Origin of the sequence: Peribacillus sp. AS_2, assembly GCF_026891895.1 — a bacterium.
GTDB lineage: Bacteria > Bacillota > Bacilli > Bacillales > DSM-1321 > Peribacillus > Peribacillus frigoritolerans.
Window position 1 is genome coordinate 194,555 of record NZ_JAPTGA010000010.1, and the last position, 19,934, is coordinate 214,488.

Below are 19,934 nucleotides of genomic sequence, written 5' to 3' on the forward strand. Positions count from 1 at the left end.
AATATATTGTAATATATATAACAATATAAAATTTTAGAAGCATTGATAAGGACATGAATCATTTTTACGGTCTGCAGAGAGGGAAGGGCAGCTGCGAACTTCCTGGCTTAGGAAATTGATTTACCGCCTTTGAGCTATATCGGTGAACAAAAGTAACTGATATCGTCTAAGCTGCGTTACAAGCTCCAGAGCCATGAGTGTTTTTTGCTTATGGGAAATTGGGTGGAACCACGGGTAAGCGCACTCGTCCCTTGCATAGGGATGTGTGCGTTTTTTTCTATATAAAAATATGGCGATGATAAGGACATGAATCATTTTTACGGCCTGCAGAGAGGGAAGGGCAGCTGCGAACTTCCTGGCTTAGGAAACTGATTTACCGCCTTTGAGCTATATCGGTGAACAAAAAGTAACTGATATCGTCTAAGCTGCGTTACAAGCTCCAGAGCCATGAGTGTTTTTTGCTTATGGGAAATTGGGTGGAACCACGGGTAAACGCACTCGTCCCTTGCATAGGGATGTGTGCGTTTTTTTCTATATAAAAATATGGCGATGATAAGGACATGAATCATTTTTACGGCCTGCAGAGAGGGAAGGGCAGCTGCGAACTTCCTGGCTTAGGAAATTGATTTACCGCCTTTGAGCTATATCGGTGAACAAAAAGTAACTGATATCGTCTAAGCTGCGTTACAAGCTCCAGAGCCATGAGTGTTTTTTGCTTATGGGAAATTGGGTGGAACCACGGGTAAACGCACTCGTCCCTTGCATAGGGATGTGTGCGTTTTTTTATTATTAAAAAGGGGTGTTTATGTGATGGATGAAAAAATGATTAAAGTACAATTCCCGGATGGGCAGCAAAAGGAGTATCCGCAAGGGATCACAGTGGAAAGTGTGGCAGGCTCAATCAGCCCAAGTTTAAGGAAAAAGGCAGTAGCTGGAAAACTGGATAAGCAATTGGTTGATTTAAGTCACAAGCTTATTCAGGATGGTGAACTGTCGATCTTGACTCTCGATTCGGATGAAGGATTACACGTATTGCGACATACATCTGCGCATGTTTTGGCACAGGCTGTGAAAAGATTATACAAAAATGTGGAATTAGGGATGGGACCAGTCGTGGAAGACGGTTTTTACTATGATTTTAAGTTAGATCATGCTTTGAGCTCAGAAGATCTGCAGGCCATTGAAAAAGAGATGGAACATATCATAAGTGAAAATCTGGAAATTAAAAGGATAGAAGTGACTTATGAAGAAGCTGTGAAGTTATTCGAGGGCAGAGGGGAGTCTTTCAAGTTGGATATAGCAAAGAACATCCCCAATGGTGAAAAATTAACGCTCTATCAACAGGGGGAATTCATCGATCTTTGCAGAGGGCCGCACCTTCCATCCACATCATTTGTAAAATCATTCAGATTGACTCGTGTATCTGGTGCCTATTGGCGGGGAGACAATCAAAATGAAGTTCTCCAAAGGGTGTATGGCGTGGCTTTTCGAAAGAATAAGGATTTACAGGATCATTTTAAATTCCTGGAAGAAGCGGCCAAACGCGACCACCGTAAATTAGGGAAGCAGTTGGAATTATTCATGTTTTCGGAGGAAGCCCCTGGAATGCCATTTTATTTACCGAAAGGACAAATCGTTAGAAATGAATTGGAGAAGTTCTCGCGGGAGCTTCAGACTGAAGCTGATTATGCCGAAGTTCGGACTCCTTTGATGATGAACCAGCGGTTATGGGAACAATCGGGCCACTGGGATTATTATCACGAGAATATGTACTTCACTGAGGTGGATCAAACAAAATTCGCGATGAAGCCAATGAACTGTCCGGGTCATATGCTTATTTTCAAAAACAGTCTTTATTCTTACAGGGATTTACCCATCCGGATGGCCGAATTCGGTCAAGTCCACCGTCATGAATATAGCGGTGCATTGAACGGGATGCTGCGTGTCCGTACATTTTGTCAGGATGATGCCCACATCTATGTACGGCAGGATCAAATCGAAAGTGAAATTAAACAAGTGTTTCATCTGATCGATAAGGTGTATCGCACTTTCGGATTCGAGTATTCCGTTGAGCTCTCGACTCGTCCGGAGGATTCAATGGGCGATGATTCCCTTTGGGAAGCTTCTGAAACAGCCCTGAAAAATGTTCTGGAAAGCATCGGGATACAATATCAAGTAAATGAAGGAGACGGGGCATTTTATGGACCGAAAATTGATTTTCATATTAAAGATGCATTAAAACGAAGCCACCAATGTGCAACAATCCAACTTGATTTTCAAATGCCCGACAAATTTGATCTGACTTACATCGATGAAAATAATGAAAAAGTCCGTCCGGTCGTCATTCATCGTGCCATCTTTGGATCGATCGATCGATTTTTTGGAATCCTCATAGAACATTTTGCCGGTGCTTTTCCGGTATGGCTCGCCCCGGTGCAAGTACAGATCATCCCAGTCTCACACGTTCATCTGGATTATTGTTTACAGGTTCAAAATGCACTGAAGAATCAAGGCATAAGAGTGAAAATCGATGATCGGAATGAAAAGCTGGGGTATAAAGTCAGGGAAGCGCAGCTGGGGAAAATCCCATATATGCTGGTCCTTGGAGATAAAGAAGAGAAAGTAAATGAAGTAAATGTCCGGAAATACGGGGAACAAGAATTTGAAAATGTCACAATAGAAATGTTCATCAAGAAAATGGTCCAGCAAATAAAAGAACGCAGCATCTAACAAGAAAGCAGCTTAAATTGGAACTCACGAGTAAAAGGCCGGAATTCACGAGTAAAAGCGAGAAACTCACGAGTAAAAGGCCGGAATTCACGAGTAAAAGCCCGAATCTCACGAGTAAATGGAATAAAAAAGACAGCCGAATAAATCGGCTGTTTCTTTTTATCTACAAATCCATAACCAGCCAACACTAGGAATGAACTGCTGAAAACAGTTACCCCCAGGGCCGCCGTGCCCGTCGTCGGGGCAGGTTAATCCTAAGTAGTGTAATCAAACTATATCTAGAAATCCTCCCTTTGTGTTTACCCTTTCAGGCTATCAACAATGAGGGATAAGTGTCCAGCATGGACAAAGAAGGACATTAAAATAGGCGGCCTAATTTATCTATTTAATGCGAACTCACGAGTAAATACTTATGTAAATAAAACCTTTGCTGCCTGGATGGCAAAGTATATGCCGATCCCTATAAGGGATATCCCCGAAATGATCGAGATGCCCATTAGAATGGGTTTGGATAAAAAGCGTCTGAAGGTGCTGGCGATGATGGCCATTACGAAATCCCAGATTAAGAGGCCGATAAGGATTCCTGAGCTGTATAAAAGTAAATGATCCATATCATATTTTGAAGCGGAGTTTGCGAGAATGGATCCGTAAATCCCCAGCCAAAACAAAATGGATAAAGGATTCGAAAGGGACATGATGAATCCTGTCAGGAATGAAGAAAAAAGGGAATCTTTCGCTTTTCGTGCATTCACTTCAATCTTGCCTGCACTTAGCAGACTTTCGATTCCGGTATAGGTCAGGACGAAAAATCCAAAAAGCCATAAAAATGTCTTCATGAAGGAGTTGTCCAAAAAGTGGACGACACCGAAGAAGACGAGGGCTATAAAAACAAAATCCGCTAAAATGGCACCCCAGCCAAATACCCAGGCATGCCAAAAACCCTTCTTGATTCCTTTGTCCAATTGAGCAGCGTTTATGGGACCGATAGGAGCCGCCAGTGATAAACCTAATAATACAAAGCTGAAAAAAACACCCAATTCATCACCTCATCGTTTATACATCTTCGCTTATTTGAATGTATTCAAACATTTGGACTTGTACCACCTTTTTAGTTCTATTTCTTGAGTTTAGTCCGCCTTGTCTGACCTGGTATTTTTGTAACAACACAGAAAACTCCTTCATAATGTAATTTAGTCAAATGGAAAGACGCCTATTTTAGTGCATGCGCTATTCAAAGCGGAATTGGAGGAGAATTATGCCTGAATTATCAATGCCGAATAAATATAAAACAATTCTTGATATCATGCATACTGATATTGCAATAAATGAAATGAAGGATCATTTTGAAGAAGGACTTTCAAATGCGTTAAACCTTATTAAAGTATCAGCCCCTTTCGTTTTACATGAAGGTAATGGTATCAATGACAATTTAAATGGTGTGGAGCGGATTCTTACCTTTGATGCTCTGGATATTAAGGATAAACAAATAGAAGTGGTTCAATCTTTGGCAAAGTGGAAAAGAATCACTCTTTCTAGGTATGGTTTGGCTTGTGATGAAGGCATTTACACGAATATGAATGCAATAAGACGTGATGAAAAACTGGATCATTTACACTCGTTATTTGTGGATCAATGGGACTGGGAGAAAGTCATTACGAAAGAACAACGTAACGTGGATACATTAATATCCGAAGTGAAAAAAATATATAGTGCCATTAAATCGACCGAACGTTATATGTTTGAATTCCATCATCTGCTTAAGCCTGTGTTACCAGAGGACATTCACTTCATTACGACCCAGGAGTTGGAGGATTTATACCCGGATCTTACTCCGAAGGAAAGAGAGAACGTGGCTGCGAAGAAATATGGTGCAATCTTCATTATGAAAATTGGCGGAGCGTTACAATCGGGGGAAAAGCATGATGGACGTTCACCGGATTATGATGATTGGGATCTAAATGGAGATATCGTTTTATGGAACCCACTCTTGGAATGTGCTTTTGAGGTTTCTTCAATGGGCATTCGAGTAGATGAAAGGTCATTGTTAAAACAATTAAGATTATCCAAAAACGAGAATCGTAAGGTACTCGATTATCATAAGGCCGTATTGGAAGGAAAGCTTCCGTATTCAATAGGCGGGGGAATAGGGCAATCCAGATTATGCATGTTTTTGTTGAAGAAAGCACATATTGGCGAGGTTCAGGTTTCGGTATGGAATGACCAAATAGTAGAGGAATGTGAAAAAAGGAATATTATTCTTTTATAAAGACGAAAGCGGGAAACCCATTTTTAAACAGAATGGTTAGACTGTAGGCAAATGGAGTTCTATCCAAATTCATTAACATTGTTGATTGGAGCGGGTGCCCTTCGTTCCAATCAACGTGCAAATTTGTACAAGCAAAAAGAAAGCCCATTCTTAAACAGAATGGTTTTTTTGTTTTAAAGGGAATGGGGTAATTTTGGGAGAAGCGCAACTGAATAAATGTTTCTGCACTATAACATAATAATTTAAGACATCTAATATATGATGCAAAACAAATTGGTTTCACAAATGGTCACCTTTTATGCAATAAGTTGCTTTTATAATGGATGAGGAGTGTAAGTATGGAAGGTCATGAGAAGCAAAATAAAGATGTAAGCGTGTGGTGCCTGATCAGTATGGCATCGATTCCATTGGTTATGACACTTGGAAATTCAATGCTTATCCCGGTTTTGCCCATTTTCGAGGAAAAGGTGGGGATATCTTCATTTCAATCAAGTATGGTGATAACAAGCTATTCCGTTGCATCCATCTTTTTAATTCCCATTGCAGGTTATTTATCAGATCGATTCGGAAGGAAAATGGTCATTCTGCCAAGCTTGATCCTAGCCCTTATAGGTGGTTTGATCGCTGGTTATGCGTCATGGAAAATGGAAGATCCCTATACATGGATCATCATTGGGAGGGTATTGCAAGGGATTGGGGCGTCTGGGGCCTCACCAATCATTTTGCCTTTGGTGGGGGATTTATACAAAGATGATGATGAAAAAACGAGTTCTTGTTTGGGAATCATAGAAACCTCGAATACCTTTGGGAAAGTGCTTAGTCCAATATTGGGTTCCCTGTTTGCTGCATTTATCTGGTTTTTACCATTCTTCTCGATTTCATTCTTCAGTTTAATATCTATTGTTTTGGTCTTTTTCTTTATAAAGGTACCAAAGGAGAAGGATGAGCCGAAGAAATTCAAGGATTTCTGGCATGATACGAAAAAAATATTCAAGAAGGAAGGAAAATGGTTATATACGGTTTTCCTGATTGGTGTCTTTGTCATGTTGGTTTTGTTCGGTGTTCTTTTCTTTTTGTCTGATAATCTGGAAAAAATCCATGATTTGCATGGTATCAAAAAAGGTTTAGTGATAGCGATCCCCCTATTTTTTCTTTGCGTATCTTCTTATGTTGCAGGGAAAAAAATCAAGGGGGAATTGCCAATCATGAAAAAGATCATCATGATCAGTTTAGCTGTCCTTTCAATCAGCCTTGTATTTGTCGGTTTTACTAAAAACAGGGTCGTCCTTCTATTGATAATAACAAGCTTGGTGGGCATAGCAATTGGTGCTTTATTGCCGACACTCGACGCAATCATCACTCAAAATATAGAAAAGGAACAGCGGGGGACGATAACCTCCTTCTACATGTCATCAAGGTTCATCGGCGTTGCTGCAGGCCCTCCGGTCATGTCCCTTGTCATGAAAAATCATATCAATATGACCTATATCATTTCTGGGATCATCGGTATAGGCATCGTATTGATTGTTATGAAATTCATTAGTTCGGACAAAAAAGAAGCTGCTGCCTGATCGGCTTCAATACATCTCCAAAAAGCCGGGCTTTACCACGGCTTTTTTTGTGAATCGGGAAATTTTTTTGGCATGTGGTTATAGGCAGAGGGTTGTCACATAAAATGTACAAGTCATGAACTAGCTCGAAGGAGTGATGCTTTTTGAGTGTACATTTACTGCTAAGTTACTTTTTCTTAGGACTTACCCTTGCAGCACCGATCGGCCCGGTGAACTCTGCTCGTATCGATAAAGGAATCAAGAACGGGTTTTGGCACGCCTGGATCGTTGGGGCAGGGTCGATGATCGCAGATGCCTTGTTCATGATTTTAGTATATGTAGGAATGGTGCGGTTTTTAGAAATCCCGATCGTCCAGATATTTCTTTGGCTTTTTGGCGGATTTGTGCTTATTTATTCCGGGGTGGAAAGTGTATTACGGGTTAATACGATATTATTAAATGAATACAGGAATAGAGATTCTTTAATTTCCTGTTTTTTGACTGGGTTCATCATGTCCGTGACCAGTCCATTGTCCATTTTATTTTGGTTGGGGATATATGGATCTGTTTTAGCTAAAACGGCTGCAAGTTATGGGACATCCCAACTTTTCATTTATAGCGGGATGATCTTTCTTGGTCTTACTTGCTGGGACTTTTTTGTAGCGGCATTAACGAATGGATTTCGCAGGTTCTTAAATGAAAAAAGCTTAATGGCCATTTCGATCATCTCTGGATTATCATTGGTCGGTTTTGGGATTTATTTTGCTTACCAAGGCATTGCTGCCATCCTATCATAAAAGCAGAATGCATTAGATTATTACATAAGGTATTTGAAAACTTCTTCCTTGCATAATTCATTGTGGCATTATCAACACTATGAGTGATGGAAGGGGGTAATGTTATGACAACAAAAGCCAATTGCAGTTCAGCGAAAGGAAAGGCTGTCCAAGATTCCAATGCTTCGGGTGAACAACAGGGCGACATGAAATGGTGGCAGCTATCATTGGTCGGCGTAGGCTGTACGATCGGGACAGGGTATTTCCTCGGATCGACCATAGGGATTAAAACGACTGGGCCGTCCATTGTATTTTCATTTGTATTGGCTGCACTGGGTACCTATATCGTTTATAATCTGCTTGCCAAGATGACGGCTGCCGATCCTCAAGAAGGTTCTTTTTGTTATTATGCCAATAAAGCATTTGGACGATGGGCGGGCTTTAGCTGTGGCTGGAATTATTGGTCCTCCAATATATTGATCATGGGAAGCCAGCTTACTGCACTTTCGCTATTATCTCAATTTTGGTTCCCGAAAGTGCCGCTTTGGCTATTTGCATCCGGTTTTGCCATTGTTTCAATTGTGGTGGTATTGCTGGGAACAAAAGGGTTCGACAGGGTGGAAAACATCCTTGCTGTAATTAAGACAGCAGCAATCGTAATGTTTATCATCATTGCAATATGTGCCGTTTGCGGCTGGTTCGGTCTTGCTGGAGCGAAACCGCCATCATTTCCGAATACGTTCAATGAATTATTCCCCAAAGGGTTAAAGGGGTTTTGGACATCCCTTATCTATGCCTTTTATGCGTTTGGCGGCATTGAGGTCATTGGATTGATGGCGATGCAGCTTAAAAAGAAAGAAGATGCACCAAAGGCAGGGACGATCATGCTCTTGGTCCTTACCATTATATATGTGGTTTCATTGGGATTAGCCGTAACCATGATTTCGTTAGGGGCATTCAGTGAAAAAGAAAGCCCATTCGTTTCGGCATTGGACAGTTATCACCTGACATTTTTCCCGCACGTTTTTAATGGTGCGATCATCATTGCCGGTTTCTCGACGATGACCGCTTCACTATTCGGTGTAACCAATTTATTGGTAACGCTATCCAATGATGGGAATGCACCCGCATTATTCATGCAAAAGATCAAGAAATTCAAAGATCTTCCGCTGCCGTCACTGGGGCTTGGAGCCTTAGGTCTTTTAGGATCGATCATCACTGCCTTGCTCCTGCCAGGAAAGATTTATGAATACATTACAACATCAGCTGGTATATTGCTTTTGTATAACTGGGCATTCATCATTCTTTCTTCATTCAAAATCTTGGAAAATAAGATGTGGAGTAAGATTACGGCGGTTTTCGGACTGCTTTTAATTTTAGCGGCAGTAAGTGGAACACTGCTTGAAAAAGAGATACGTCCAGGATTTTTCATCAGCCTTTTATTCATCGTGATCATCGGTCTTGCAGCCGTTTTCATGAAGTTCAAGGTATGGAATAAGAACAAGGCAATGGCCGCAAAAGCGAGTAAATCAGGACTTGATTAAAAAAGGAACTCGACTAATTCAAAGTCGAGTTCCTTTCAATTTGGAGCTAAATTTCAATGATTATTGGAAGGATCATTGGTTTTTTCTTAGTTTGATTAAAGAGATATTGCCCCAGTTCCTTCTTAATGGTTTGTTTAATGATGTTCCACCGGTATATTTTTTCACTTTGTAAGTCGTTGACCGTTTTCGTGACAATACGATTCGCATTTTTTAGGAGGTCCTCGGAATTTTGAACATATACAAATCCACGGGAAATGGTATCGGGTCCTGAGACTATTTTTCTTTCTGTCTTGCTTAGTGTTATGACGATGACGAGCATTCCATCTTCGGAAAGCTGTTTGCGGTCCCGCAGAACGATTTCTCCAACATCCCCGACGCCAACACCGTCGACAAAGGTATTGCCGGCAGCCACCTTTCTTGTTTGACGGGCAACGGAGTTTTCAATATCCACCACATCACCATTATTGATGATGAAAGTGTGGTCCTTCTCCACCCCGACAGACTCAGCTAACAATCGATGCTGGTGCAGCATCCGATACTCACCGTGAATCGGGATGAAATACTTAGGTTTCATCAGGGTAAGCATAAGCTTTAACTCTTCCTGATAAGCATGTCCGGATACATGCATGCCCGTTACAGTCCCGGAACCGTAAATGACTTTCGCGCCCAGTTGAAACAGGTTGTCGATGATACGTGAAACATCCCGTTCATTTCCGGGTATTGGTGTGGATGCAAGAATCACTGTATCATCGGGCAATATGCTCATATCCCGATAATTCGAACTGGAAAGGCGGGAAAGGGCGGCAAATGGCTCTCCTTGACTTCCTGTACATAAAACCGCGACCCTTTCCGGAGCATAACTATCGACTTCTTGTGGTTGGATAAGCATCCCATCAGGAACCTCGAGATAGCCGCGTTCAATGGCAACGGTTACGACGTTCACCATGCTTCGTCCAATCAGGGCTAGTTTCCGGTTTGTCTTCTGTGCAGCGTTCACAACTTGTTGAACACGATTGACATTTGAAGCGAATGTCGAAAGGATGACTTTCTGTTTTGCCTGCATGAAGGCCTCTTCAATATGGCTGCCAACCAAATGCTCCGAGGGGCTGGAGCCGGGACGCTCTGCGTTCGTGCTTTCCGATAGCAGAACGAGGACACCTTCACTCCCGATTTTGGCCATTTTATGAATATCGGGATACTGATCATTCATCGGAGTCAAGTCAAACTTGAAGTCCCCTGTATGAACGACCGTGCCTTCCGGCGTATGCATGGTGACTCCGAGGCAATCGGGAATACTATGATTCGTTTTGAAAAAGTCCAGAACCATTTCCCCGAATTCCAGCTTTGAATCCGAATCGATCTGGATTAATTCCGTATCAGCCAAAAGGTTATGTTCTTTTAACTTCAATTCAATCAAACCAAGTGTTAAACGTGTGGCATAAATGGGCACATTCAATTTTTTCAAGAAATAAGGGATACCGCCGATATGATCTTCATGCCCATGAGTCACAATCAAAGCGCGGATCTTCTCCTTATTCTCCTGAAGAAAGGAAATATCAGGAATGATCAAATCGACTCCTAATAAACTTTCATCAGGAAACTTTGCACCACAATCAATAATGACGATATCGTTAGAATATTGAATCACATACATGTTTTTACCGATTTCATTCACTCCGCCCAGAGCCAATATGGACAAAGTATTCTCTTTCACACTCAAGTAGATAGACCTCCCTTTATTATGATAAGGATAGTGTTTCCTTAGGTCGCTTTTATAAAACCAACTCTTTTTTTAAATCAGGCTAATTCAAAAAGCCATAAAAAAAACACCTGCCGCTTTCGGTAGGTGTGTATCTTCAATCTTCATCGGCTCAAGCAAGAATGGATGCTTTCTTCAAAAGTCTCCAATGCTTGGATCTGTGAAGCATATCCGGTTTTCAGAGTGACCAGCAGACTTTCTATCAGAAATTCTCGCGGTTTGTCTGACTGCATCAGCTCATCTTGGATAAAGTCGACCAATTCAATGGCTCTTCTTCGATCTTCATCGCAAGGAATAGCCTTGTTTATCGCTTTTTTCAATTCCGTGGTGGAATGAAGCAAATCATTATGGCAAGCATCAAGCTGGTTTGTGAATTTTGGAAACCATGTATCCATTAATTCAGGATCAATGATCTGTTCCCCGCTTTCAGCCACTTCATTGACTAAATGGACAATGCGATTCATGCAGTAGCGGATAATTTGTATATCCGGTGTACCGGCGGGATTAGCACGGTAACTAAAATGATTCATGTGGGTCATCATGGAATGAAAGATAATGACGCTATCTAAAAGATAGGGTTTTTTACTTTCACCGAAGATATCGATAAAACGGTTATACATCCAGCGTAAGCTCAACAATAGCGTCTTATTGATGAATTGCTTTAATTCTTCATCATTGGAAACACGGACTTCTTCGATCAGGATAAGCAATTTGCTTTGCTTGTTCACCATCAATTGCAGTTCGAGCTGCCGGATGAAAATTTCAATATCGGCGGAATCTTGACCAATCAACAGTTTTTCCCGTTCATGACGTATCTTTGTATAAAAGGAACGGAAAATAGCTATAAATAATTCACCCTTCGAAGGGAAATAATTATAAAATGTACCTTTTGATATACCGCTGCCGTCTAAAATGTCTTGAATGGACGTCGCTTGGTAGCCTTTGTCAATAAACAGCTTATGAGCCGTATCGATGACATTCTGCCTTCGATTGTTCATTATATCACCTGATTTTCATTATACTGCTTGTATAAAATTAATCGTACTCTATTTTTCATCACAGCACAAACCCTTATTTAAACCAGTAAATTTTTATTGCAAAAAATGAACTAGGGGTATATTATTGATTTTGTGAGTTTTTAATATACCGCTCGTCTAATTAAATGAACCAATAGTTTGAATGGAGGAATAGATAAAAAGTGAGTACTGCACAAATAAATGAGAAAAAAGGTTCGTATGGCATTTTGGCCATACTGATGGTCGGTGCGTTCATAGCGATACTGAATTCAACCCTTTTAAATATTGCACTGCCATCAATCCAAATAGACCTGGGAATCGAGACTTCCACAGTCCAATGGCTGACAACAGGCTACATGCTCGTGAACGGAATCATGATTCCGACAACTGCCTTCTTAATAAAAAAATATTCGGTGCGTAATCTGTTCCTGACAGCCATGCTCCTATTCTCAATCGGGACGATCGTGGCAGGTGTAGCGCATGTTTTCCCGCTATTATTGAGCGCACGTATGGTTCAGGCTGCAGGTTCGGCAATCATGATGCCATTATTAATGAACGTACTTTTAACTTCTTTCCCTGTTGAAAAACGGGGCTCGGCAATGGGACTATTCGGTTTGGTCATGATGTTTGCCCCTGCAATCGGGCCGACGCTTTCAGGCTGGATCATCGAACATTATGATTGGAGAATGCTATTCCATTTCATTACTCCGCTAGCTTTACTAGTGCTTATTTTCGGCTTCTTTAAACTTAAAGACCACAAGGAAAAAGTCGATATCTCAATTGATAAAATATCGGTCATCCTTTCAAGCTTAGGCTTCGGCGGTTTGCTTTACGGATTCAGTTCGGCAGGCAGCAAGGGGTGGGATAGCCTTGAAGTATACGGAACACTGATTGTCGGTGCCATCTCCCTGATCCTTTTCATAACACGCCAGCTTAAAATGGAAACACCAATGCTTGAGTTCAATATCTTCAAGCACCCGATGTTCGCTTTATCCGCAACGATCTCAATCGTACTGAACATGGCGATGTTCTCGGGGATGATCTTAATTCCGATGTATACACAAACAGTACGTGGCATTTCACCATTCGATTCTGGATTATTGATGCTTCCAGGTGCGTTATTAATGGCCCTCATGTCACCGGTCACCGGTAAGCTTTTCGATAAGTTCGGTGCCCGCATCCTTGCTTCAATCGGTTTGCTTATCACCGTGGTAACCACGTATTTGCTAAGTAAATTATCAATGGAAACCACGTATACAGAAATTGTAATCCTGTTTTCCGTTCGTTCCTTCGGGATGTCAATGTCCATGATGCCGATCATGACAAATGGTTTGAACGCGCTGCCAGCCCGCATGAACCCGCACGGTACAGCCATGAATAACACACTGAACCAAATTTCCGGGGCAATCGGTACGGCATTGCTCGTTACGGTCATGTCTAACCGTGCAGCTTCTACTGCCGAAGATTTAATGACGAAAGCGATGAGCAAATTAACGAGCCAGCCCACCGCTGAGATGATGGGCCAAATGAAAGCCCAAATCGGGATGCAGGCAATGCTGGATGGAATTAACTTCTCCTTCTTTGTATCTACCTTCATTGCCGGTGTGGCGCTGATTCTGGCATTATTCATTAAGCGTGCTTGGCCGGCTGAAGAAAAACCTGCTGTGAAAAAAGATCAAACCGCTTAAATGAAACAATAAAAGGCCCTATGCCACCTGAATCGTTCAGGCAGCATAGGGCTTTTTCTATTCTGCCTTTCACGTTAAGGCCCGTAACGGAATGTAATTCATGCTGCTGCGGAATGAAGCCAAAGGATGAATAAATGGGTGAAGGCATAAACGTATAATTCACTTATAGTCAACATAGTATTTTAGAGGTTTTTTTAAAAATAGATCGGGGTTCAAAATGGCGAATCCGATCCTGGGAGTGAACGGAGATGGAAATTAGGGTTAATCAAATTGAGTTGAATGGACTCACGTTTCAATATCGGGAGTGCGGGGATGTTTCTGCTCCACCGCTTGTTGTTCTTCATGCACTGGGAAAAAGTTCGGAATCATGGGATGAAGCGGCTGCCGCATTAGGAGAAAGTTATCGTGTTTTAGCTTTAGATCAACGGGGCCACGGTGGGAGTGCGAGAACGAATACATATACTTTTGAATCGATGCGTGATGATTTGCTTCTTTTTGCAGATGCGCTTGATTTGGGAAGGTTTTCGCTAATGGGGCATTCCATGGGGGGGACGGTTTCCTATCTTTTCTCACAAACCTTTCCTTCGAGGATAGAAAGGTTGATTGTCGAAGATACGCCGCCTCCTTTCTCGGATAAACCAATGGAGGTTCCTTCCAGGCCTTCTATCCCACTGCCGTTTGATTGGCAGGTAGTGCCTTCGATTCTACAGCAGCTTAATGAACCCGATCCCGAATGGTGGGAACGCCTCACCGATATTATGATGCCGACGCTTGTTATAGGGGGCGGGGCCAGCCATATTCCCCAAAACAAATTGCAGGAGGTTTCCGAGCTTATCCCGAATTGCGAATTGGTGACGATAGAGGATGCCGGACACTTTGTCCATGAAGATGATTTACCAGCTTTCTTGTCTGTTGTAAAAAGGTTTCTTTCCAAAGGGCAGGCGATTTAAGGTGAAAGGAGGGTTGCTGGTGCAGCCCTCTTATTTCTGCTTTAAATGGTTTATTTTAAAGACGGCATTTACCGATTTATTATTAAGGATTTCCAGCAGCTGTTCAGCCATATAGTCAGCGCTATATTTAAAGCCAGTGTTGACCCATTCGATGATCATGCCCAATATCGCATATGCTTGGTAACTGGAGGCAAGTTCTTTATTGATCTTAGGATTCGGCCGGTAATCTTTCAGGTCCTCCACTGGAAGCTTCTTCAACTCATTACAAATCCGTTCCAGTAATGTAGGCCATGCCTTCGACTTTAGGATGAGGGTATAAATGTTTGCATGGTTAGCGACATGTTCAAATATTTTGATGACCGAAGCCGTTAGTTCATTGATGGTGAAAGTTTCAGCGTTCTTATAAGGTTCCCGGTAAGATATGATCAAATCGGCAATCACATCCTCCATGACCTCTTCAAGAAGTTCCTCTTTGTACTGATAGTGTTTATAAAATGTACCCCGATTAAGGTCGGCGAGTTCTACAATATCAGTAATCGATATCTCCCTGAAATCCTTACTTTGCATTAAAGAAATGAGGGATTCTTTCAAAGCCATTTTGGATTTCCTGATCCTTCTATCAATCCCAGTATTATTATCAGTCATTTTCTTCATCCTTTGTTCGTTATTGTGCTTTTAATAAACATAGTTACTACTTTCTGTTCATTATTCAACATTGAGGACAGCATTTGCTGATTGTATAAGCCTATTGAAACTAATTATACTATAAAGGAAGGTAGATAATGAACATCTGTACAATAAGTAACGCTTCACTAGAATGAATGGGGGAGTTCAAATGAAATTACAAGACAAAGTTGCCGTTGTGACAGGAGCAGCATCAGGCATGGGGAAACAAATTGCCATAGATTATGCTCGAGAAGGAGCTAAAGTCGTCGTATCGGATTTAAATCTTGATGGTGCGAACGATACGGTGGAAGAAATAAAAGCGAATGGCGGAGTGGCCTTTGCCATTAAAACGAACGTAGCGGTGGAGGAAGATATTCAACATTTGATCGATACCACGGTAAGTACGTATGGAACGGTGGATATTTTGGTGAATAACGCGGGTATCATGGATGGCATGGAACCTGCTGGGGACATTGAAGATTCTAAATGGGATCGGATTTTTGCCATTAACACGACAAGCGTCATGCGTTCGACTAGAAAGGTGATGCCGATCTTTTTAGAAAAACAAAAAGGGGTCATCATCAATATTGCTTCTGCTGGCGGTTTGTACGGTGCCCGGGCTGGTGCTGCTTACACCGCCTCTAAACATGCAGTCGTTGGTTTCACGAAAAACACGGGCTACATGTATGCCAATAAAGGGATTCGCTGCAATGCTATAGCACCAGGCGGAGTAGAAACCAATATTGGTTCCAGCATGACGAATATCAATGAGTTTGGCTTCTCTCGCCAACAGCTGGGTATGGCGATCAATCCACGAAACGGCAAACCTGAGGAAATCGCTAAAGTGGCATTATTCCTTGCTTCAGACGATTCCAGTTTTGTTAATGGTACTGTCATTACGGCAGATGCTGGTTGGAGTGCATACTAAACCATGAATTAAAAAGAATCCATGCATTCCAGCCAGTAAGCAGGGATGCATGTTTTTTTGAGTGGAGCCTAGGCAGGGTATTTAGAGGGGGATTGTGGTTAGCCAGCAATTTCCATGAGGAAGGTTCTGACTTCAATGGGTGATTTCAATCGGAAGTGGATTAGTGGGGGCTGGATAGTTCCGCTGCTATCCAGTTTTTCTCAAAAAGAATTATGCTATCAATGGATTTAAAAGATAAGTTGAACTCTGAAATCTCGGAAGCAAAATAGGTTCCCTGAAAAAATCCACTTTCCTTATGAAATAGAATCATTGAGTGATCCATTAGTTTGCTGCGGTACCTCGCAAACAATCTATTAATGTTCGTGAGAATATTGAAGGACTTTCTGACGGACGTAATCAAGGTGCTTGTACATTTGGCTGAATGCTTCATGTGGATCATGTGCTGCAAGTGCAGCATAGATGGCTTTATGATACTTCACGGTCAGTTCCCGTTCCCTGAATTGAATCAAGCTATTTATTTTATTATGAGTGATCAATAAGGAATCGATCATGCCTTCAATGATGGGATTGTTCGCACTTAAAGCGATGATCTTATGGAATTCTTTATCGGCCTCTCCATAATCGTTGTCTTCACTATTGGCAATCGTGTCAATCGTAACCTGCAGTTTCTCCAGTTGCTCGTCTGTGATCTTCTCGGCAGCCATTGTTACTAATCCTAACTCCAAAGCCATTCGCGCTTCGATGATCGCTGGTAAATTATCCGTAGCCAGCGCAAGCATGACAGAGAATGGATGTGTACCGATTTTATCGTTAAAAAAGGTTCCTTCACGCGTTTTCCTTGTTATGACCCCTAGTGTATCAAGGGCACTGAGCGCCTCACGTAAAACAGGCCGGCTTACTTCAAGTTCTTTCATAAGTTCCATTTCAGGAGGCAGTTTGTCGCCCGCTTTCATTTGTCCAGTGACGAGCAGATGCACAATTTGATCCACGACTTGTTGTGAAAGAGTGTTGCGATGTACCGATTGTACGCCTAATTTCTTTGACGATTCTTCCATTGTGTAACCCCTTTTCTGTTAAATCCTATATGTATTCCTACTGTAAGACTAATTATATAATATAATACACTTATTTGCATGTAGACCTATGTCCAAAAAAAGTAAAATGCGCCGCTCTAATGAGAGAGACGCACGCATTGTTGGAAAAAAATCATCTGACAAGGCAAGGTGATTTCGGATTGAACTTCCATCCGGAAACCAAGTATTGCATAGCCATTGAATCATCACGGGCACCAAGTCCTTTTTGTTTATAAAGCTGATGTGCCTTCTCGATTTGTTCCATATCCACTTCAATTCCAAGTCCGGGTTTGGAAGGAACATCGACCATTCCGCCGACAATTTTAAAAGGTTCTTTCGTCAAACGCTGCCCATCCTGCCAAATCCAGTGGGTATCGATCGCAGTGATTTTTCCTGGTGCGGCCGCAGCAACGTGTGTAAACATGGCAAGTGAAATATCAAAGTGATTATTCGAGTGTGATCCCCAAGTCAGGCCCCAGTCGTTACACATTTGAGCGACCCGGACGGAACCTTGCATCGTCCAAAAATGCGGATCGGCAAGAGGAATGTCCACGGATTGAAGTTGAATGGAGTGCCCCATTTGCCTCCAGTCCGTTGCAATCATATTCGTAGCGGTTGGAAGGCCCGTTGCGCGCCTGAATTCCGTCATGATTTCCCGGGCGGAAAAACCATTTTCCGCTCCGCATGGATCTTCCGCATATGCCAAAACATGATGTTGATCGCGGCAAAGTTTAATCGCATCCTCAAGCAGCCAGCCGCCATTTGGGTCAAGGGTGATCCTGGCTTCAGGGAAGCGTTCAGCAAGTGCCGTCACCGCTTCGATTTCTTCTTCCCCGCGCAAAACCCCGCCTTTCAATTTAAAATCATTGAATCCATAGCGAGAGTGGGCGGCTTCTGCCAAGCGGACGATCGATTCGGGTGTCAGCGCTTCCTCATGACGGAGGCGAATCCAGTCATCTTCCGCTTCCGGTTCGCTTAAATAACCAAGATCTGTTTTATTGCGGTCGCCTACATAAAATAAGTAGCCCAGCATTTCCACTTTATCACGCTGCTGTCCTTCGCCGAGAAGGGCTGCGACTGGAACACCTAAATGTTGGCCAACTAAATCAAGAAGTGCCGCTTCCAATGCTGTTACGGCATGAATGGCAATACGAAGATCGAACGTCTGAAGGCCGCGCCCCCCAGCATCCCGGTCCGCAAACTGCTTGCGGATGGCATTTAGAATGTTGTTGTATGTCCCAATGGACTGGCCCACAACCAATTCTTTAGCATCTTCGAGTGTCTGGCGGATTTTTTCACCTCCAGGAACTTCACCTACACCCGTATTACCTGCATTGTCTTTTAGAATGACGATGTTCCGGGTGAAATAAGGAGCATGGGCACCACTCAAGTTCAAAAGCATTCCGTCATGGCCCGCAACTGGAATGACGCTCATTTCTGAAATTACCGGTGTGCTGATTTTTACGTGATCCTTTAGTAATTGATTGTTCATGATTTTTCCCCCTATATCAGAATATTTAGTTGATTATGATTTTAACTTTACACGTTTAATTTCACCAACCAGGAATAAATAACTTAAAATCGCGACAAGGGCATTGGCACATACGAAGACTAGCGCACCATTAAACGAGCCTGTCGTGGCAATGATATATCCGATGATAATCGGTGTTGTAATGCCGGCAATGTTTCCGAATGTGTTGAAAAGCCCGCCGCTGACACCTGACATTTCCTTTGGTGAGGTATCGGCCACTACCGCCCAGCCGAGTGCCCCGAATCCTTTACCGAAAAACGCAAGGGCCATAACGAAAATGACAACCCATTCCGTATCTACATAGTTTGCTGCCACCAAGCTCATCGATAGAATCATCCCAACAACAATTGGCACTTTTCGGGCGACAGTCAATGAGAATCCCTTCCGTAACAAGAAATCCGAGAATGTCCCTCCGAGAATGCCGCCAAAAAATCCGCAAATGGCCGGAAGGGAAGCGACGAATCCAACTTCAAGAATGGTCATGCCCCTTTCTTGTACTAGGTACACAGGAAACCATGTCAGGAAAAAGTACGTTAACGTCGTAATGCAATATTGTCCGAGATAAACACCTAACAGCATGCGATTTGATAATAGCTGCTTAATATGATTCCAGTTGACGCCTTTCTTTTCCTCCTTATTTGTACTGGTTTGATCCATATTGATCAAGGCGCCGCCCGCTTCGATATATTCAAGCTCGGCTTTGTTGATGCGAGGATGTTCCTTTGGGCCATATATCGTTTTCATCCAGATGAAAGCAACGATGATCCCTAAAGCACCCATAAAGAAGAAGACGTATTCCCAACCGAATTTATACGTAATGTAACCCATGATCGGTGCAAAGAGAACGGTTGCAAAATACTGGGCCGAATTGAAAGTGGCAGCCGCGGTTCCGCGTTCATGGCTTGGGAACCAGGTGGCAACGATGCGGCTGTTGGCCGGAAAGGAAGGGGCTTCCGCCAATCCAACTAGGAAGCGCAGTCCGAACAATACCATGACAGCCGTTCCCGCAGAACCGAAAAAACCGAGAAACCCCTGTAAAAGCGTAAAGGTGGACCATAACGTGATACTCCAAAAATAAACTTTTTTCGAGCCAAAACGGTCTAAAAGCCATCCGCCTGGAATTTGTCCAGCTACATAAGACCAAGCAAAAGCGGAGAAAACATAGCCCATCATGACTGAATCGAGACCAAGCTGACCAGACATGTCCGTACCCGCAATGGATAGCGTCGCACGATCCGCATAATTCAGGGCTGTAACCAAAAAGAGCATAAAGACAATGAACCATCGTGTGCGTGTTTTTTTCTGGGCACTTGGCAGTTTAGGAGATGGTTGAAAAACTTTTTCTTCAGCGTTCATATACTCACTTCCTTAATCGTATTTTATTATATTTTCTAATTGATACCGCTTACAATGTTAACTGTTTCCTCCTTCGTGAAAATTCTTAATATTTAGTTTTG

Annotated in this window: 16 protein-coding genes and 3 other annotated features; of the genes, 8 read left to right on the top strand and 8 right to left on the bottom strand. The window is 42.4% G+C overall.

All coding sequences use genetic code 11. The features are described 5' to 3' along the window. Positions 1-33 precede the first annotated feature (33 nt). Positions 34-255, top strand: a binding site (T-box leader). A gap of 31 nt (positions 256-286) precedes the next feature. Beyond that, positions 287-509, top strand: a binding site (T-box leader). A gap of 31 nt (positions 510-540) precedes the next feature. Beyond that, positions 541-763, top strand: a binding site (T-box leader). A 59-nt stretch (positions 764-822) separates the two neighbouring features. Continuing rightward, entirely contained in the window at positions 823-2,730 is a 1,908-nt protein-coding gene (thrS, locus tag OTG27_RS18665; protein WP_374941274.1) for a threonine--tRNA ligase, read from the top strand. Here the strand turns inward: thrS and OTG27_RS18670 are convergent. Beyond that, a complete protein-coding gene (locus OTG27_RS18670; protein ID WP_268937723.1) occupies positions 2,727-2,918 on the bottom strand; it encodes a hypothetical protein in 192 nt (63 codons plus the stop codon). The genes thrS and OTG27_RS18670 overlap by 4 nt on opposite strands. A 222-nt stretch (positions 2,919-3,140) precedes the next feature. Next, positions 3,141-3,767 (bottom strand): LysE family transporter, encoded by a 627-nt coding sequence (locus OTG27_RS18675; RefSeq protein WP_098186220.1) that lies wholly within the window; start codon positions 3,765-3,767, stop codon positions 3,141-3,143. Positions 3,768-4,000: 233 nt separating this feature from the next. Between OTG27_RS18675 and asnA the strand changes: the two genes are divergently transcribed. The 4 genes from asnA to OTG27_RS18695 all read left to right on the top strand — a co-directional run bounded on the left by asnA (position 4,001) and on the right by OTG27_RS18695 (position 8,866). After that, positions 4,001-4,996 (top strand): aspartate--ammonia ligase, encoded by a 996-nt coding sequence (asnA, locus tag OTG27_RS18680; protein WP_268937746.1) that lies wholly within the window; start codon positions 4,001-4,003, stop codon positions 4,994-4,996. 338 nt (positions 4,997-5,334) lie between these two features. Next, entirely contained in the window at positions 5,335-6,567 is a 1,233-nt protein-coding gene (locus OTG27_RS18685) for an MFS transporter (protein ID WP_268937724.1), read from the top strand. 143 nt (positions 6,568-6,710) lie between these two features. Then, entirely contained in the window at positions 6,711-7,343 is a 633-nt protein-coding gene (locus OTG27_RS18690) for a LysE family transporter (RefSeq protein ID WP_268937725.1), read from the top strand. Between the two features lie 104 nt (positions 7,344-7,447). Continuing rightward, positions 7,448-8,866, top strand: a complete 1,419-nt coding sequence (locus tag OTG27_RS18695; protein WP_095679120.1) for an amino acid permease — start codon at positions 7,448-7,450, stop codon at positions 8,864-8,866. A gap of 46 nt (positions 8,867-8,912) precedes the next feature. Here OTG27_RS18695 and OTG27_RS18700 read toward each other — a convergent pair whose 3' ends face one another. Next, a complete protein-coding gene (locus OTG27_RS18700; RefSeq protein WP_268937726.1) occupies positions 8,913-10,586 on the bottom strand; it encodes a ribonuclease J in 1,674 nt (557 codons plus the stop codon). A gap of 143 nt (positions 10,587-10,729) precedes the next feature. Next, positions 10,730-11,623: a TetR/AcrR family transcriptional regulator gene (locus OTG27_RS18705; RefSeq protein WP_268937727.1), complete on the bottom strand. Its 894-nt coding sequence runs from the start codon at positions 11,621-11,623 to the stop codon at positions 10,730-10,732. A gap of 257 nt (positions 11,624-11,880) precedes the next feature. Between OTG27_RS18705 and OTG27_RS18710 the strand changes: the two genes are divergently transcribed. Continuing rightward, positions 11,881-13,329 (top strand): DHA2 family efflux MFS transporter permease subunit, encoded by a 1,449-nt coding sequence (locus tag OTG27_RS18710; protein ID WP_096338160.1) that lies wholly within the window; start codon positions 11,881-11,883, stop codon positions 13,327-13,329. Between the two features lie 248 nt (positions 13,330-13,577). Continuing rightward, positions 13,578-14,279 carry an alpha/beta fold hydrolase gene (locus tag OTG27_RS18715; RefSeq protein ID WP_268937728.1) on the top strand — a complete coding sequence of 234 codons (702 nt, stop codon included), beginning with the start codon at positions 13,578-13,580 and terminating at the stop codon, positions 14,277-14,279. Positions 14,280-14,309: 30 nt separating this feature from the next. Here the strand turns inward: OTG27_RS18715 and OTG27_RS18720 are convergent, their stop codons facing one another. Further along, positions 14,310-14,924, bottom strand: a complete 615-nt coding sequence (locus OTG27_RS18720; RefSeq protein WP_268937729.1) for a TetR/AcrR family transcriptional regulator — start codon at positions 14,922-14,924, stop codon at positions 14,310-14,312. Between the two features lie 190 nt (positions 14,925-15,114). Here OTG27_RS18720 and OTG27_RS18725 point away from each other — a divergent pair, with 190 nt between their 5' ends. Further along, positions 15,115-15,873: an SDR family oxidoreductase gene (locus OTG27_RS18725; protein WP_034309660.1), complete on the top strand. Its 759-nt coding sequence runs from the start codon at positions 15,115-15,117 to the stop codon at positions 15,871-15,873. A 353-nt stretch (positions 15,874-16,226) separates the two neighbouring features. Here the strand turns inward: OTG27_RS18725 and OTG27_RS18730 are convergent, their stop codons facing one another. From OTG27_RS18730 to OTG27_RS18740, 3 genes are all read right to left on the bottom strand, one after another. Next, complete coding sequence (locus tag OTG27_RS18730; RefSeq protein ID WP_034309657.1) at positions 16,227-16,928, bottom strand: FadR/GntR family transcriptional regulator; 702 nt, start codon at positions 16,926-16,928, stop codon at positions 16,227-16,229. Between the two features lie 151 nt (positions 16,929-17,079). After that, complete coding sequence (gudD, locus tag OTG27_RS18735) at positions 17,080-18,438, bottom strand: glucarate dehydratase (RefSeq protein WP_268937730.1); 1,359 nt, start codon at positions 18,436-18,438, stop codon at positions 17,080-17,082. Positions 18,439-18,471: 33 nt separating this feature from the next. After that, a complete protein-coding gene (locus tag OTG27_RS18740) occupies positions 18,472-19,833 on the bottom strand; it encodes an MFS transporter (RefSeq protein WP_063575335.1) in 1,362 nt (453 codons plus the stop codon). Positions 19,834-19,934: the final 101 nt, after the last annotated feature.

Coding starts and splice junctions, on each gene's coding strand:
- OTG27_RS18710 (WP_096338160.1), top strand. CDS start 11,881: ATGGTCGGTGCGTTCATAGCGATACTGAATTCAACCCTTTTAAATATT.
- OTG27_RS18695 (WP_095679120.1), top strand. CDS start 7,448: ATGACAACAAAAGCCAATTGCAGTTCAGCGAAAGGAAAGGCTGTCCAA.
- OTG27_RS18725 (WP_034309660.1), top strand. CDS start 15,115: ATGAAATTACAAGACAAAGTTGCCGTTGTGACAGGAGCAGCATCAGGC.
- thrS (WP_374941274.1), top strand. CDS start 823: ATGATTAAAGTACAATTCCCGGATGGGCAGCAAAAGGAGTATCCGCAA.
- gudD (WP_268937730.1), bottom strand. CDS start 18,438: ATGAACAATCAATTACTAAAGGATCACGTAAAAATCAGCACACCGGTA.
- OTG27_RS18740 (WP_063575335.1), bottom strand. CDS start 19,833: ATGAACGCTGAAGAAAAAGTTTTTCAACCATCTCCTAAACTGCCAAGT.
- OTG27_RS18715 (WP_268937728.1), top strand. CDS start 13,578: ATGGAAATTAGGGTTAATCAAATTGAGTTGAATGGACTCACGTTTCAA.
- OTG27_RS18705 (WP_268937727.1), bottom strand. CDS start 11,623: ATGAACAATCGAAGGCAGAATGTCATCGATACGGCTCATAAGCTGTTT.
- OTG27_RS18730 (WP_034309657.1), bottom strand. CDS start 16,928: ATGGAAGAATCGTCAAAGAAATTAGGCGTACAATCGGTACATCGCAAC.
- asnA (WP_268937746.1), top strand. CDS start 4,001: ATGCCGAATAAATATAAAACAATTCTTGATATCATGCATACTGATATT.
- OTG27_RS18685 (WP_268937724.1), top strand. CDS start 5,335: ATGGAAGGTCATGAGAAGCAAAATAAAGATGTAAGCGTGTGGTGCCTG.
- OTG27_RS18720 (WP_268937729.1), bottom strand. CDS start 14,924: ATGACTGATAATAATACTGGGATTGATAGAAGGATCAGGAAATCCAAA.